The organism is Aeromonas rivuli, assembly GCF_000820045.1.
GTDB classification, from domain to species: domain Bacteria; phylum Pseudomonadota; class Gammaproteobacteria; order Enterobacterales; family Aeromonadaceae; genus Aeromonas; species Aeromonas rivuli.
On the sequence record NZ_CDBJ01000068.1, the window covers coordinates 384 to 16,169 of the forward strand.

Annotated in this window: 11 protein-coding genes; 6 read left to right on the top strand and 5 right to left on the bottom strand. The window is 61.5% G+C overall.

All coding sequences use genetic code 11. From position 1 onward, the window contains the following. The first annotated feature begins 225 nt into the window (after positions 1 to 225). The gene (locus tag BN1130_RS22365; RefSeq protein ID WP_157014054.1) at positions 226 to 378 is read left to right on the top strand and encodes a hypothetical protein; all 153 of its coding nucleotides are present in this window, start codon (positions 226 to 228) and stop codon (positions 376 to 378) included. Positions 379 to 584: 206 nt separating this feature from the next. After that, on the top strand, positions 585 to 2,141 hold the full coding sequence (locus BN1130_RS15790) for an MltF family protein (protein WP_042043110.1): 1,557 nt from the start codon (positions 585 to 587) through the stop codon (positions 2,139 to 2,141). A 225-nt stretch (positions 2,142 to 2,366) separates the two neighbouring features. On the opposite strand, the gene BN1130_RS15795 is transcribed toward BN1130_RS15790, so the two are convergent. Beyond that, positions 2,367 to 3,125, bottom strand: coding sequence for an SDR family NAD(P)-dependent oxidoreductase (locus BN1130_RS15795; RefSeq protein ID WP_042043111.1), 759 nt, complete (start codon positions 3,123 to 3,125; stop codon positions 2,367 to 2,369). Between the two features lie 122 nt (positions 3,126 to 3,247). On the opposite strand from BN1130_RS15795, the gene BN1130_RS15800 reads away from it, so the two are divergent. Beyond that, the gene (locus BN1130_RS15800; RefSeq protein ID WP_042043112.1) at positions 3,248 to 4,168 is read left to right on the top strand and encodes a LysR family transcriptional regulator; all 921 of its coding nucleotides are present in this window, start codon (positions 3,248 to 3,250) and stop codon (positions 4,166 to 4,168) included. A 44-nt stretch (positions 4,169 to 4,212) separates the two neighbouring features. Here the strand turns inward: BN1130_RS15800 and BN1130_RS15805 are convergent, their stop codons facing one another. Both BN1130_RS15805 and BN1130_RS15810 read right to left on the bottom strand, forming a co-directional pair. After that, complete coding sequence (locus tag BN1130_RS15805) at positions 4,213 to 5,616, bottom strand: sensor domain-containing diguanylate cyclase (RefSeq protein ID WP_042043113.1); 1,404 nt, start codon at positions 5,614 to 5,616, stop codon at positions 4,213 to 4,215. Positions 5,617 to 5,838: 222 nt separating this feature from the next. Continuing rightward, the gene (locus tag BN1130_RS15810; protein ID WP_042043114.1) at positions 5,839 to 6,849 is read right to left on the bottom strand and encodes a helix-turn-helix domain-containing protein; all 1,011 of its coding nucleotides are present in this window, start codon (positions 6,847 to 6,849) and stop codon (positions 5,839 to 5,841) included. Between the two features lie 244 nt (positions 6,850 to 7,093). Here BN1130_RS15810 and BN1130_RS15815 point away from each other — a divergent pair, with 244 nt between their 5' ends. Together BN1130_RS15815 and nfo are read left to right on the top strand one after the other, a co-directional pair. Next, complete coding sequence (locus tag BN1130_RS15815) at positions 7,094 to 9,115, top strand: glycoside hydrolase family 3 protein (protein WP_042043115.1); 2,022 nt, start codon at positions 7,094 to 7,096, stop codon at positions 9,113 to 9,115. Positions 9,116 to 9,315: 200 nt separating this feature from the next. After that, positions 9,316 to 10,158, top strand: a complete 843-nt coding sequence (gene nfo / locus BN1130_RS15820) for a deoxyribonuclease IV (protein ID WP_042043116.1) — start codon at positions 9,316 to 9,318, stop codon at positions 10,156 to 10,158. 133 nt (positions 10,159 to 10,291) lie between these two features. Here the strand turns inward: nfo and mfd are convergent, their stop codons facing one another. Together mfd and BN1130_RS15830 are read right to left on the bottom strand one after the other, a co-directional pair. After that, a complete protein-coding gene (gene mfd / locus BN1130_RS15825) occupies positions 10,292 to 13,768 on the bottom strand; it encodes a transcription-repair coupling factor (RefSeq protein WP_042043117.1) in 3,477 nt (1,158 codons plus the stop codon). A gap of 90 nt (positions 13,769 to 13,858) precedes the next feature. After that, a complete protein-coding gene (locus BN1130_RS15830) occupies positions 13,859 to 14,434 on the bottom strand; it encodes a PilZ domain-containing protein (RefSeq protein ID WP_042043118.1) in 576 nt (191 codons plus the stop codon). 76 nt (positions 14,435 to 14,510) lie between these two features. On the opposite strand from BN1130_RS15830, the gene BN1130_RS15835 reads away from it, so the two are divergent. After that, positions 14,511 to 15,746, top strand: a complete 1,236-nt coding sequence (locus tag BN1130_RS15835; protein WP_042043119.1) for a lipoprotein-releasing ABC transporter permease subunit — start codon at positions 14,511 to 14,513, stop codon at positions 15,744 to 15,746. The last annotated feature ends 40 nt before the right edge of the window (positions 15,747 to 15,786 follow it).

Here is a 15,786-nt window from a genome sequence, read left to right on the forward strand (position 1 = left end):
CTGATTTGCTGATTTGCTGTGAGTATAGAGAGTTTAAAACTGTTTTCTCATTAAATATGGCTCCCCATAGCTCTCTGGATGTTGGTGTGCCAAGAAAACTTGATGAACTTAACACCTAATGACTCAGGTAGCGCTGTACGATTACAGTGTCATTTTTCATCATTTCAATGTTTGTATTGGCTATGTTGCTCAATATCATTAAAACACTCAGATCTGGAGAAATGGTTGCTGCAATCCACTTGGGGCAAGCAGCCTGCCAATTGGTCGGCGGAAGACGAACTGGCTCGCTTCGAGTTGCTGGTCAATAAGCCGGGCGCCAGCCTGACGGTGGTACGCACCCGGCCCAGAGCTGAATGGACGCTGGCCGCCCGGCAATGACCACTCCTGTACTTGCCCATCTTAACGGACAGGGTTGCCATTCACTATAAATAGGGCTCACTCGGATACGTCTATCATTGATGGCGAGCCGATGGGCCTTTTTATTCAATACCATCTGGTTACTACCCCTCCATAAGATCAAACGCAATAAGCTAAGTGGCGATCCGGGCGGCACTACACTCAATAAAATGGGTGAGGTAGCCACTATGAAAGGGTTATGGATAGTGATGATGTGGGGGCTCTTTATGGGGCCTTGGTCGCAGGTTTGGGGGGCTGACCCCAAGGAGGAGGAAGAGGAGCGTGCTCAGCTGGACTTTAACAGTGCTGAGCTATCAAAGCCCGCCTTGGGGGATCTCGATGCCATGCTGGAACGGGGCCGCATTCGGGTGCTGACCACTTACAACAAGACTGGCTATTTCATCAACAAGGGCGTGCAACGGGGTGTCACCTATGATGGCTTTATGCAGCTTGAGCAGCGCTACAACGGCCAGTTGCGAAAAGAGAAAGCCATCAAGCGTCACCTTAAATTACATATCGTCTTTATTCCGGTCGCGCGGGACAAGTTATTCAGCGATCTGATCGCCGGTAAAGGCGATATCGCCGCCGCCAATCTCACCATCACGGATCAGCGTAAGCAGGGGGTTAATTTCACCGACCCCTTGCTTGAGGATGTGCGTGAACTGCTGGTCTCGGGCCCGGCTTCCCCCAAGGTGGAAGGGGCGGGGGATCTCGGTGGACAGGCCATCTATGTGCGCCCCTCATCGAGTTATTTCGAGAGCCTGCTTAGTGATAACCAGGCGCGCAAGGCCGCCGGGCAGCCGTTGATTGACATTCGTGCCGTACCTGAGACCCTGGAAGATGAAGACTTGATCGAAATGGTCAATGCCGGTCTGCTGCCGTTCATCATCGTGGATGAGCACAAGGCGCGCTTCTGGAAGCAGATTTTTCCCGATATCAACGTTCATGAGCAGCCGGTATTTCGTGAAGGGGGTGTCATCGCCTGGGCGGTACGCAAGGAGAGCACCCAGTTGTTGGCGATGCTCAACAAGCAGATCGCGGCGCTGCGGGGCAAGCAGACTGGATCTCAGCGGCTGGCCCTCTATCTCAAGCAGAATAAGTATGTAAAGAGCGCAGCCGCCGAGGCGGACCGCAAGAAGTTTCTGCAATTGGTCGACCTGTTTCGCCAATACGGAGCACGCTATGAGGTGGACTGGTTGCTCATTGCGGCCCAGGGCTATCAAGAGTCGGGCCTCAACCAGAAGGCCCGTAGTCATGTGGGCGCCATCGGTGTGATGCAGCTGATGCCCGCCACTGGCAAGCAGATGAAGGTGGGGGATATTCGCCAGACTGAGCCCAACGTTCACGGTGGGGTCAAATACATGCGCTGGATGATAGATCGCTACTACGCCGATGAGCCCATGACCGATCTGGACAAGGCGCTCTTCTCCTTCGCCTCTTATAATGCGGGGCCGGCCCGGGTGGCGCGCTTGCGAGCAGAAGCCAAGAAGCGGGGCTTGGATCCCAATATCTGGTTCCAGAATGTCGAATATGTGGCGGCAGATAAGATAGGCCCTGAGACGGTGACCTATGTGGGCAACATTTATAAGTACTATATCGCCTACAAGCTGGTGATGGAGCAGATCGAACAAAAAAACCAGGCTGCCGCCGCGTTGGAGCAAGATGCGGGCATGGCCAGTGGGGCCGCAAGTACGCTAACGACCCCGAAAATCATTACAGCTGAGCCTGCACCCGCCACGAAATAAGCATCGCTATTACAGAGGCGCCCAAGTCATTGGCTTGGGCGCCTCTGCGTTGCATGGGGTTTACCGGCTGCGCTGGTAATCCACTCTCGCGGCCAGTGGATGTTGTGGCCTGCACGGTCTGCGTTATCCCCCGGCGTCAGCGGGGGAGTGGCGTCCCCGTGGCAGACAGGCCATGTGTTGAGTCCCTTGTGCCGTGATGTTATTTAGCGCGTCGTGGCGATCGACTCAGATAAACATGCCCCCGGAGGCTTCGATGCGCTGGGCATTGATCCAGCGGCAATCGTCCGCGAGCAGGGCGGCGATGACACCACCGATATCGTCAGGACGACCCACCCGGCCGAGCGCCGTCTGGCTGGCAATAAAATCGTTCACATCCCGATTGTCGCGCACGACCCCCCCACCAAAGTCAGTCTCTATGGCGCCGGGGGCGACCACGTTGACGGCGATGCCCCTCGGCCCCAGCTCCTTGGCCAGATAGTGGCTCAATACCTCAATGCCTCCTTTCATGGCCGCATAGGCGGCATAACCCGGCAGGGCGAACCGAGTCAGACCGGTGGAGAGGTTGACGATGCGGCCTCCATCGCGCAGCAGGGGCAATAGTTGCTGGGTCAGGAAAAACGTGCCCTTGAGGTGGATGTTCATCAGGGTATCGAATTGTTGCTCAGTGGTCTGCTCGAAGGGCGCGTTGATACCTATGCCCGCATTGTTGACCAGGAAATCGAACTGGGTCCGTTGCCACTGGCTTTGCAGCAGCTGCTGCACCTGCTCGGCAAAGGCCGGGAAGCTGGCGCTGTCGGCCACATCCAGCGCCAGCGCATGGGCCTGGACTCCCAGGGTGCGAGCGGCTTCAACCACCAGATCGGCCTCTTCGGCCTGGCTGCGATAGGTGATGATGAGAGAGATCCCCCGGGCTGCCAGGGTCAGGGCCGTGTTGCGGCCAAGGCCTCGGCTAGCGCCCGTGATGAGGGCAATGGGTTGGTACATGATGAACTCCTGGGTTGGTTGGCGGTAGGGAGATGCGGTGTCACGACTGTATTTAATCTTTGAAACTGGATAAAGATGGTCATACTGAATGCAATGTTCCATTTATATAAACAATAGCCGATATGGATCAACTGGATGCCATGGGTATGTTTGTGAGGGTAGCCGAGCTGGAAAGCTTTACCCGCGCCGCCGAACAGCTGGCGGTGCCCAAGGCGACCCTCTCGCTCACCATTCGTCGTCTCGAGGAGCAACTGGGCACCCGATTGCTGCAACGCACCACGCGCAGGGTGCAACTCACCGCGGATGGGCGGCTCTGTTACGAGCGTTGCCTGGATCTGTTGGCGGATGTGGATGAGTTACGGAGCCTGTTTCAGCCCGCGCAGCGCCTGAGCGGGCGATTGCGGGTCGACATGCCGAGTCGCTTGGCTCGGCTACAGGTGATCCCTCGCTTATCGGCGTTTCTGGCTCAGCACCCGGACTTGACCCTGATGCTGAGCACCACGGACAGGCGGGTCGATCTGGTGCGGGAAGGGTTCGATTGCGTGGTACGGGTCGGGACGCTGGGATCCTCCAGCCTGGTGGCGCGCAGGCTGGGTCAATATCGGCAGATCAACTGCGCCAGTCCCGCCTACCTCGCTCGGCACGGGCTACCGGGGACACTGGCGGATCTGACTCAACACCAGTTGATCCACTACGGCAGCGATCTTGGCGGTGAGCAGACGGGATTCGAGGTGCTGGGGTCGGATGGCCGGGTCGAATGCCATCCCATGGCGGGCGCCCTGACCGTCAATGACAGCGAGAGCTACCTGGCCGCGGCCCTAGCCGGGCTTGGCATCATACAGTTGCCGGAGCAGGGCGTCGCTGAGCTGCTGGCCAGGGGAGAGCTGGTCGCCCTCTTGCCCGAGTGGCAGGCGCCACCGCTGCCCATTCATGTGCTCTATGGGCATCGCCGCCAACTGGCGCCCAGGGTGCAGGCCTTCATCCAGTGGCTCGAAGGCGTGCTGGGGAATGCCCCGGCGCCAGGGACGGATGGCGCTGAGTGACAAGGGGTTGCGCGGCAGGGAGGCAAACTGACGCGGCAGGAAAATCAGCCGGCGAATTTCACGATGCAATTCTTGCCTGCCGCCTTGGCCTGATAGAGGGCGAGATCGGCGTGGTGCAGCAGGGTATCCCCATCAAGGGTGGGCGCGCTCTCGGCCCAGCCAATGCTGAGGGTGCAATAGAGGGTCTGCTGCTCGGCGACGATGGACATGTTGGCGAGGGTGCTGCGGATCCGCTCCAGCACCGGCAAGGCATCCGCTGGCGATATATCGATCAGTACCAGGGCAAACTCCTCTCCCCCGATCCGCGCCGTGATGTCCTGGCTGCGGCAATGGTTATGGATGATCTGGGCCAGAGTCTGGATCACCCGATCGCCCACCCTGTGACCATGGGTGTCATTGATTGACTTGAAGTTATCTATGTCCAGCATGGCCACGCAATAGGGGCGCGCCTGGCCAGCAAGCCGCGCCAGCTGCGGCATGAAGGCGCGGCGGTTAAGCAGTCCCGACAAGGGATCGTAACTGGCCTCCTTCTCGGCGGTCTGCTTGTCTTGCTCGGTGCGGCGCAACTGGGCCCGCTGCAATGAGACCCCGAAGATGGTCAGCGCCGAGGAGAGCACGAAGGCCATCATCTCGGTGTTGGTCTCCTCCTGGGTCAGATGGATGAAAGGGCCGAGTCCGTGCGCCGTGGCCAGGATCATGAACAGCATGGCGAGGCTGCTAAATATCCCCAGATAAAACCGGCTGACTTCGAAGGCCAGCACGATCAGCAGAGGCGGGAGCAGGTAGAACAACCAGCCGGCCTGCAGACCCAGTCCCAGCAGGGCGAACAGCGACAGGCCCACCCCGGGCAGTATGATGTGGCGCAGTTGGGCAATGCGCAGGGCATGCGGTTCCTGCCAGCCGACATAGATCTGGTACATCAACAGGATGCCGAGGATATCGGCAAGGAAGAGCATCTTGACCATGCCGGGCAGCGCGGATCCGGGAATATAGTGACCCAGCACCAGATTCCATGCGAGCAGCAGGCTGGAGAGCGAGATGGGAAGCACGCCAGCCAGCACCACAAACTTGATGAGATCGTTGGCATTGTGCACCCCAAGGGGCAGGAAACCTTGTAGCAGACGCAGGGCAAGTGCCGGGGCCAGGGCATCGATCAGGGCGGCGATAGCGGTATGGGACAGGGAGGGGAGCAGGGCGCCCTCCATCATCATGCCTTTTACGTTCAACATGAAGCTGCCCAAACATATCCAGGGCAGCGCCCTCATCCCCCAGTTCAGCAGCATGATCAGGGCAATCCCGGAGGGGAGCCAGATCAGGGTGATGTTGGCGGGTTGCAGGCTAAACAGCGTCTGCCCCAGCCAGCCCGTGAGGTAATAGCAAAGACAGGCCAGTGCCAGGGCGAACCGAGTCCGCCAGGACGGGGAGAGGGGAGCTAAGCGTATGTTCAATCCGTTGATCGGTTCTTATGATGCCAGTGGCGCTACTATAGCCAATGTCATGCTGTAACTAAATTTAATAAATTCAGATGGTTTACCCCCTGTGAGCCAGATCGCGGCCTCGCGCTCATCAGAGGGTCCCTGTTCAGGCTTGCCGGCCACTGACGATGGGCAAGACAGGGCCCGGTGAGGGGGCATGGGAGCACTCTCAGCCAGCACTCTCAGCCAGCACGCTCACTCCCGGTAGCGGCGGGCACGATACTGGCTGGGGGATTGCGCAAAGGCCTCCTTGAAGAAGCGGGTGAAGCTGCTCTGGCTGGCAAAGCCGAGCCGTCCCCCCACCTCTTGCAGCTGCAAAGAGGAGTCGAGCAGCAAGCGGCAGGCTTCCTCTCGCCGTACCTGCTCCAGCAGGGCCGAGAAGTGGCACTGCTCCTCGCGCAGATGGCGGTTCAGGGTCCAGCGAGTCACGTTCAGGGTCGTGCAGATCCCGGCCAGCAGGGTGCGGGGATCTGCATCTCCCAACCAGAGCTGGCGCCGGATCAGGGTCAATACCTGCTCGCGATAATGGGAGGGCGGTTGCAACTGCGCCATCTGCTGGGTCAGCTCCCCCAGCAACAGCGGCTGCAAGGCGGCATTGTGGCCGCCATAGGGTTGATCGAGCAGGGCGGCGGGGAACGTCAGCTGATAGCCATCCCCCAGGCGCACCTGCCCTGCCAGCCAGGCCGCCAGCTCCCGCCACAGTTTTGGGCGTACCGGGGTGGGCAGCACCAGCTGACCCTGGCCCGGTTGATAGAACTGCACCAGGGCATAGAGATAGCAGAGGTTGACCAGGCTGCTCATGGCGATCACATCCGGGTGATCGGAGTCCGAATAGTAGCTAAGCCGCGCCACGCCATCTTGCTCCTGCAGCGTGATCCGGTCGCACTCGCCGATCAGGGGGCGATAGCGCAGGAAAAATTGCAGGGCCTGACGCAAGGTGGCGGCGTTGCAGCAGAGGCTGGCCAGGGGCAGATAATCGGAAAACAGCCCCGTCAAGGAGGGGGGCGACCAGTGATTGGAAAGATCGGCATGGGGCGCGCAGTGGGCCAGCAGCCGGAAGTGGCGCTGGGCATCGATGCGTCCCTGGGGAATATGCAACTCTTCCCGGGCTATCCCGGCAGCAAGGAGGAGCGAGGCGGGATCCCGGCCCTGGGCCTGCCAGCGGGCGAGGCAGTGCAGGGCAATCCGGTTGGAAACACTTTTCACGGCTGAACTCCTTGTCGGCGGTGCCTGTTCATCATGGCCCGCCATCATCCCCGGTTGGGGATCCATTGCCGTGATCCCGGCGCAATTTCTCGTCCTGCTTGTGTAACCAAAGGTAACCCTGCAAGGCTTTTCACACTTTTGCAACCTGCTCCCAACCGTCAAGTTCCTGCACCCGGCGGGCAAGTGTGGGCGGCGGCCTTTGCATAGAGTGGCCAGACTCATACACACAAGGAAGGTCACAATAATGAAATACCCTGGTCTCGCCCTGACAATCAGCGCCCTGCTGCTGACGGGCTGTAACGACAATGACTCCTCCCCCAAGCCCAGCCAACCCGAATTGGGCCGCCGTACCGCGAGTCTGATTGAACAAGATGGCTTGCAATTCAAGGATCTGGATGGCAGCGGCACCTTGACCCCTTACGAGGATTGGCGTCTGGGCGCCGCCGAGCGCGCCCAGGATCTACTGAGCCGACTGAGCCTGGCTCAGAAGGCCGGCCTGATGATGCATGGCACCCTGGTGCTCGACGACAAGGGGCGGGTCAATCTCAGTGCCATGGACAAGATGCTGCGCATCGATGGGGTCAACACCTACATCACCCGGATGGCCGGGGATCCGGCGGCCATCGCCGAAGACAACAACAAGCTGCAGGCGGTGCTGGAAGGGGTGGGGTTGGGCATTCCCCTGACCATCAGTACGGATCCCCGCAACCACTTCACCCACGATCCCAACGCGACCAGCATCGGTGCTGGCGCCTTCTCCCAGTGGCCGGAGACCCTGGGGCTCGCCGCCATCGGGGATGCGGCACTGGTGCAGCACTTTGGTGACATCGCCCGCCAGGAGTACAGGGCGGTCGGCATCCACGAAGCCCTCTCCCCTCAGGCCGACTTGGCGACCGAGCCACGTTGGGGCCGCATCAATGGCACCTTTGGCGAAAACAACCTGCTGGCCAAGTCACTGGTGCGCGCCTACATCGAGGGCTTCCAGCACGGCAGCGAGGGAATAGGCAAAGATAGCGTGATCACCGTCGTCAAGCACTTCGCTGGCGCAGGCCCCCAGAAGGATGGACTGGATGCCCACAACCCCTGGGGCAAGGAGCAGGTCTATCCGGGGGATCAGTTTGCCTATCACCTGGTGCCGTTTGAAGGGGCCTTCGAGGCCAAGGTCGGCGCTGTCATGCCTTACTATGCCAAGCCGGAGGGATTGACCTATGCAGGGCAGCCCATCGAAGAGGTGGGCTTTGGCTTCAACCGCCAGATCCTCACCGACCTGCTGCGCGGCCACTTCGGGTTTGACGGCGTGGTGCTCAGCGACTGGGGCATAGTCAATGACTGCGACACCGCCTGCGAGGATGGCCTGACCGCGGAGCAGCTCACCGCAGGGGTGAGTCCCTGGACGGTGCCCTTTGGCATGTCCTGGGGGGTCGAGAGCCTGACCAAGGCCGAGCGTTACGCCAAGGCGATTGACGCCGGGGTGGATCAGTTTGGTGGCGTCGAGGATCCCGCGCCCTTGTTGGCGGCGGTGCAGGCGGGGCTGGTGACGGAAGCGGCGCTCTCGACCTCTGCCCTGCGCATTCTGGTGCAAAAGTTCGAGTTGGGACTGTTTGAAAACCCCTATGTTGATGCCCAGGCCGCGGTGGCGCTGGTGGGCAAGGCCGAGTTCCAGGACGCGGCTCAGGCGGCTCAGGCGGCGGCCCACGTGCTGCTGAAAAATGAGGGCAAGATGCTGCCACTCCAGGCACAGGGCAAGCGGGTCTATCTCTATCAGGTCAATGAGGCGGTGGCGACGGCCAACGGCTTCACCGTCGTGACCGATCTGGCCCAGGCCGATCTCGCCATCGCCCGGGTCAACACCCCGAATGAGCAAGATCCGCGCTTCCCCTTTGGCAACATCCACTTCGGTCAGCTTGGCTTTGCCAGTGCGGGCCAGGCGGAGCAGGAGACGGCCCATGAGGGGGTCTACCATGGTAGCGAGGATCTGGCCGCCATCCAGGCCATACAGCAGGCCGGCGTGCCCCTGGTACTCTCCGTCTATCTGGACAGGCCCGCCATCCTGACCGAGGTGGCTCCGGCCGCCCAGGTGCTGTTGGCCAACTTCGGCGCCCTGGATCAGGCCCTGTTTGACGTCATCAGCGGCAAGGTCAAGGCGCGGGGCAAGTTGCCCTTCGAGCTTCCTTCCAACTGGCAGGCGGTATTGAACCAGCACCCGGATGTGGCGAGCGACTCGGTCAATCCGCTCTATCCCTATGGGGCGGGTCTGGCCTATTAAGTCCAGCAACAGAGACCTTCAAGGCGCCTGCGGGCGCCTTTTCTATGGCCGCTATCGACAAAGCCGGTTTGGCGCGGCTGGGCCTCTTGGGCATAATGTCCCCCTATCTCGGAGATGCCATGACATCAACCAACTAGGCCCTGCTGTGCCGGGGCGCACTGCTGTTGCATGATGAGAATCCACAGAACAGAGGAGATGCAATGAAGTATATCGGAGCCCATGTCAGTGCCGCTGGCGGCGTAGAGAACACCATAGCCCGCGCCAAGGCCATCGGGGCCAACGCCTTCGCCCTGTTCACCAAGAATCAGCGTCAGTGGCAGGCCGCCCCCCTGACCGCCAAATCCATCGATGCGTTCAAGCTCGCCTGCGAGCGGGAGGGCTTTGGCCCAACGCAGATCCTGCCCCATGACAGCTACCTCATCAACCTGGGCCACCCGGATCCCGATGCGCTGGCCAAATCCCGTGATGCATTTCTGGATGAGCTCAAACGCTGCGAGCAGCTCGGGCTCTGTTATCTGAACTTCCACCCCGGCAGCCACTTGAAGCAGATACCCGAAGCGGTCAGCCTGAAGCTGGTGAGCGAGTCCATCAACTGGGCGCTGGAACGCAGCCAGGGGGTAACGGCGGTGATCGAGAACACGGCGGGGCAGGGTACCAACCTCGGCTGGTCCTTCGAGCATCTGGCCACCATCATCGACGGGGTGGAAGACAAGAGCCGGGTCGGCATCTGCTTCGACACCTGCCACGCCTTTGCCGCCGGTTACGATCTGCGCACCCCCGAGGGCTGTGCCCAGGTATTCGGGGACTTTGACCGTCAGGTGGGTTTTCAATATCTCAAGGGGATGCACATCAACGGCGCCAAGAGCAGCTTCGGCAGCCGGGTCGACAGGCACCATAGCCTGCAGCAGGGCAATCTGGGGGAGGCGGTGTTCCATCACATCATGAAAGACGCCCACTTCGACGGTATCCCCTTGATCCTGGAGACCATCGACGAGTCCATCTGGGCTGACGAGATCCGCTGGCTGCGCAGCCTGGCCGCCTGATCCCGAGGCCAGCGGCCTCTGGCGAATGCTCAAAAACGTCGGCGACGCATCCGAAACAGAGGCCCCAATCCGGGGCCTCTTGTTATGGTGCAATCTTGATGACTGGCGGACAACCGCGAGCGAGAAGGCCTGCTCAGCCTGAGTGCGCGGCCAGATCCTTTAACAGGCCTTCCACCCGCTGCAAGCGGGTGACTCTGTCCTGGGTCGGTACCTGGAAGCGCAAGCGGGTCGGCCCGTCCATCTTGAACACTCGGGGCTGCTCGGAGAGCAGCTTGACCAGGTAGCCGGGGTTGACCCGGGTATCCTGATTGAAGTCCAGGTAGCCGCCGCGCTCGCTCATCTCCAGACGCTTGATGCCAAGCGCCGCCGCCTGCTGGCGGAAGCTGGCAATGTCGAACAGCGTCTTGGCGGCATCGGGCAGCAGGCCGAATCGGTCGATAAGCTCCACCTTCAGCTCGCGCAGCTCAGCCTCATCACTGGCACTGGCGATGCGCTTGTACATGGAGAGCCGCATGTTGACGTCCGGGATATAGCCTTCTGGCAGGAGGGCGGGCAGGCGCAACTCCACCTCGGTATGGTCGCTCATCAGCTGCTCGAGGGAGGGCTCCTTGCCACTCTTGAGTGCCTCGACCGCCTGCTCCAGCATCTCCATATAGAGGGTGAAGCCGACCGACTCTATCTGGCCGCTCTGATCGTCTCCCAAGAGCTCGCCCGCGCCACGGATCTCTAGATCATGGGTGGCCAGGGCGAAACCGGCGCCGAGATCTTCCAGGGATGCAATGGCATCGAGCCGCTTGGCGGCATCCTTGGTCATCAGCTTGGGGGGCGGGGTGAGCAGATAGGCATAGGCCTGATGGTGGGAGCGCCCGACCCGGCCCCGCAGCTGGTGCAACTGGGCCAGGCCAAGGTGATCGGCCCTGTCCATGATGATGGTGTTGGCGCTCGGCACGTCTATGCCGGTCTCGATGATGGTGGTGCAGACCAGCAGGTTGAAACGCTGGTGATAAAAGTCCGACATGATCCGTTCGAGATTGCGCTCCGGCATCTGGCCATGGGCGATGCCGATGCGCGCCTCCGGGATGAGCTCGGCAAGATCGTTGGCACACTTGTCGATGCTGGCCACGTCGTTGTGCAGGTAGTAGATCTGGCCGCCCCGTTTGAGCTCACGCAACACCGCCTCGCGGGTGACCGCGGGCTCTTGCTGGCGCACGAAGGTCTTGATGGCGAGCCGCTTGGCAGGGGGGGTAGCGATGATCGACAGATCCCGCATCCCGGCCATGGCCATGTTGAGGGTGCGCGGGATAGGCGTGGCGGTGAGGGTGAGGATATCCACGTCGGCGCGCAGTGCCTTGATCTTCTCTTTTTGACGCACCCCGAATCTGTGCTCCTCATCGACGATCAGCAGCCCCAGATCCTTGAAAGTGAGATCGGAGCCGAGCAGCTTGTGGGTGCCGATGATGATGTCCACCTTGCCATCGGCCAGCTCCTTCAAGACGCTGGTCTGCTCCTTGGCGGAGCGGAAGCGGCTCAGCACCTCGACCCGCACAGGCCAGTTGGCGAAGCGATCCCGGAAGTTGTCGTAGTGCTGCTGGGCCAGCAGGGTGGTGGGCACCAGCACGGCCACCTGCTTGCCGCCATGGACCGCCACGAAGGCCGCGCGCATCGCCACTTCCGTCTTGCCAAAGCCGACGTCGCCGCACACCAGCCGGTCCATGCTCTTGGCCTGGCACATGTCGCCGAGTACCGCATTGATGGCATTGAGCTGATCGTCGGTCTCCTCGAACGGGAAACCGGCGGCGAACTGGCGGTAGTTCTCCTTGTCGTGCTTGAAGGCAAAGCCGCTGCGTGCCGCGCGCAGGGCATAGACATCGAGCAGCTCGGCCGCCACGTCGCGCACCTTCTCGGCCGCCTTGCGCCTGGCCTTGACCCAGGCCTCGCCGCCGAGCTTGTGGCTGGGGGGATTGTCGGATCCGGTGTAACGGCTGATCAGGTGCAAGTTGGTGACGGGGACGAACAGCTTGTCGCCCCCCGCGTATTCCAGGGTGAGGAACTCGGTGGGCAGGCCACCGGCGTCCAGGGTCTCCAGGCCCAGGTAGCGGCCGACCCCGTGATCCAGATGCACCACCGGCTGACCCTGGGTCAGCTCGCCGAGGTTGCGGATCACCGCATCGGAGCTGAGGTTTTTGCTCTTGTCTCGCTGGCGTTTGCTTCTGATCTTGCCGCCGAGCAGCTCGCCTTCGGTGATGAAGGCAAGGGGGGCCAGCTTCGGCTCGCGCAGCAAGAAGCCACGCTCGAGGGGCCCGACCAGAATACCCTGCTCGCTGTGGCTTGCGAGAAACGCGGCCAGGCTGGCAAATTCCGGCGGATTGAGACCGATACGGGCCAGCAAGTCGCGCAATACCTCGCGGCGCCCCTCGGTTTCGACCGCAAAGAGGGTTCGTCCCGCAAAGTCTTGCAGGAACTGCTCCAGGGCGAGCAGGGGGCGCTCCTTGCTGTTGTCGAGTTGCAGCTCGGGCAGGGGCTCGACCGGCAGATTGATCTGGCCGGCGCCCTGGGGAGTCGGCTCTTCTTGCAGGCGCACGGCGCCATATTGGCCGAGGGCCTGGAACAGCTGCTCCACCGGCAGATAGAGACGGGCGGGCTCGAGCAGGGGGCGGCTGGTGTCCCAGCGCCGCTCTTCAAAGCGTTGACCTATGTCGTTCCAAAACCCCTGGGCGGCGGGGTAGATGTCGCCGACCGTGATGAGCTGGGTCTGGGCGGGCAGGTAGTCAAACAGGCTGGCGGTCTGCTCGAAGAAGAGCGGCAGATAATATTCGATGCCAGCCGGCCAGCGACCCTTGCTCACCTCCTGATAGATGGATCCGTCGGCTCGCGACAGCTCGAACAGCTCGCGGAATTGGCCGCGAAACAGCTCGATGGCTCCTTCGTCGGTGGGGAACTCCCGGGCGGGCAACAGGCTGACGCTCTTGACCGGTTCGCTGGAGCGCTGGGTCTCGGGGTCGAAGGGACGGATGGAGTCCACTTCATCATCGAAGAAATCGATGCGATAGGGCGCTGTGCTGCCCATGGGGAAGAGATCGAGCAGGGAGCCGCGGGCGGCAAATTCCCCATGCTCCAGTACCTGCTCCACCGCCACATAACCGGCCTCGGCCAAACGGCCGCGCAGTTGTTGCAAATTGAGGCGCTGACCCGCCTTGACCATCAGGCTGTACTTGTCGAGATAGACCCGGGGAGCACAGCGCAGCATCAGGGTCGAGATAGGGACTATCAGGGCGCCGCGTTGCATCTGCGGTAGCTTGTAGAGGGTCTCGAGCCGCTGGGAGATGATGTCCTGATGGGGAGAGAAGGTGTCGTAGGGCAGGGTCTCCCAGTCCGGGAACAGCAGCACCGGGCAAACTTGTTCGTCGGATTCGACCTGGCTGAGCAGATAGCGCAGCTCCTGCTCCAGGCGCAGGGCGCTCGGGGTATCGGCGGTCACCAGCAGGGTGGGGCCATCGTTTGAGCGGGTGAGTTCGGCGGCCACCAGGGCCAGGGCGCTGCCATGCAGTTGGCCCAAGGTGCTCTTCTGGCCCGCTTTGGCGGGCAGTACGGGTAGGGTTAGGGATCTCATCACTCTGTCTTTAGCCTTGGCCCGTGCGGGCTCGGTGTCTGGTCGACTCGAAAGATGTCACATCGTTCGGGCCACATACTGGCGCGTAGGTTAACGAAGTCGCTCCTGGGCGCGTGCCTTGAGCTGGCGGGACTGGACATGGAGGCTGGCTCGTACCAGCAGTTCGCGATCTTCCTCACGTATACGGGCGTAGTCGAGGGCGACATGCTGGCCATGCTCGCCGGTCGTGACTTCGCGTACTCTGGCGTAGCAGTAGACGGCGGAGGCCTCGTCACGCAAAAAAATCTTGAGGCGCACCAGCTGCGCCTTGGCGGGCGCCTGGCCATGCCCCTGGGCCGGGTGCAGGTAGGTGAGCTGACCCGCGCCAAAGGTGAGGGTGTGGAAGCGCTGCTCGGGGTGATCCTGGGCGGCCAGCACATAGCTCATGATCATGTCGATCTTGTGGGACTGCTGGTTGATGATCTCGACCAGATCCTGCATGGCGTCATTCTGGCTGCGAATGAGCCGGGTGGTCGCCATGTCGATGGAGCTGATGGCGGCGGCGATGCGAAAGGGCTCGGGCAGCTCGGCCTCCAGCGCCTGTTCGCTCGGCAAAAGGTAATCATCCGGCAGGAGGATAACATTGACCGGCGTGGCATGGGTGACGCTGAAGAACTGTTCCTGCATGGAGGCTATCCCTTGTTGTCATGGACGGTTTCCCTTTATTATCCGGTATCTTATTTTGTTGGCAACGTGCATATCCTTGAAGACCGGACTTTTTCAGCCCCTTTCGCTGGCCATTGGCCTGCGATATGCAGGGTCACGGCGCAGTAATCGCTTCGTCTCTTTCATCTCTCTGTTTTCCACCTTTGGCATCGCCATCGGGGTCGCGGCCCTGATGGTGGTGATCTCCGTCATGAATGGCTTCGAGGGGCAGCTCAAGGGCCGCATCCTGGGGGTGATCCCCCATGTGGTGCTGACCAGCGAGGCCGGGCGCATCGATGCCGCCCCCGAGGGGCTGCCTGATCTTGCCAAATTGCCCCATGTGGTGGCGGTGGCCCCCATGCTCGATAGCGAGGGCATGCTGCAGAGCCCGGGTCAGCTGACCGGGGTGAGCGTGCAAGGCATCGATCCCGCCCACTGGCCCAAAGATGACATTCTGCACTCCCAGATGCTGGGGGGGCGCCTCGCCTCCCTCAAGGGCGGTGAGTACCAGATTGTCTTGGGTCAGGGGGTAGCGCGTCGCCTCGGCGTCGGTCTGGGGGATGAGGTGCGACTCATCCTGACCGAAGGCACCCGCTTCACGCCCTTTGGCCGGGTACCCGCGCAGCGGCTCTTTACCGTGTCGGGCATCTTTGGCGTCGGCGCCGATGTGGATGACCAGATAGCCCTGATCGCCATTCAGGATGCCCAGCGCCTGCTGCGTCTGCCGAGCAATCAAGTCGGCGGTCTGCGGCTCTGGCTCGATGATCCCTTCGCGGCCGATGCCGTGATCAAGACGCCGCTGCCGGACGGTTACCAGTGGCAAGATTGGCGACGGGAGCGTGGCGAGCTGTTCCAGGCGGTGGCCATGGAAAAACGGATGATGGGACTGATGCTGGTGCTCATCATCGCGGTGGCGACCTTCAATATCCTCTCTGCCCTGGTCATGGTGGTCACCGACAAGGAAGGGGAGGTGGCCATCTTGCGTACCATGGGCATGAACGAGTCTGGGATCATCAAGATCTTCATGGTGCTGGGGGCCTCCAGCGGGGTGATCGGTGCCCTGTTCGGTGCCCTGGCGGGCCTTGGCCTCTGCCTGGGCCTCAATCCGTTGCTCAACGGGCTGGGACTCAACCTCTATATGGCGGCGGGGGGCAGTGGCCTGCCCGTCATCGTCGAGCCGATGCAGGTGGTCACCATCCTCGGTGGCGCCGTCTTGCTGAGCTTCGCTGCCACCCTGTATCCTGCTGCCCGCGCGGCACGGGTGCGTCCGGCCGAGGCACTGCGTTATGAATAATTCATCTTCTGTATCTACCCCCGATGTGAGTGGAGTCCCT

Bases quoted from the DNA above. Each gene is read 5' to 3' on its own strand.
- BN1130_RS15790 (WP_042043110.1), top strand. From the start codon at position 585: ATGAAAGGGTTATGGATAGTGATGATGTGGGGGCTCTTTATGGGGCCT.
- BN1130_RS15795 (WP_042043111.1), bottom strand. From the start codon at position 3,125: ATGTACCAACCCATTGCCCTCATCACGGGCGCTAGCCGAGGCCTTGGC.
- BN1130_RS15800 (WP_042043112.1), top strand. From the start codon at position 3,248: ATGGATCAACTGGATGCCATGGGTATGTTTGTGAGGGTAGCCGAGCTG.
- BN1130_RS15815 (WP_042043115.1), top strand. From the start codon at position 7,094: ATGAAATACCCTGGTCTCGCCCTGACAATCAGCGCCCTGCTGCTGACG.
- nfo (WP_042043116.1), top strand. From the start codon at position 9,316: ATGAAGTATATCGGAGCCCATGTCAGTGCCGCTGGCGGCGTAGAGAAC.
- mfd (WP_042043117.1), bottom strand. From the start codon at position 13,768: ATGAGATCCCTAACCCTACCCGTACTGCCCGCCAAAGCGGGCCAGAAG.
- BN1130_RS15830 (WP_042043118.1), bottom strand. From the start codon at position 14,434: ATGCAGGAACAGTTCTTCAGCGTCACCCATGCCACGCCGGTCAATGTT.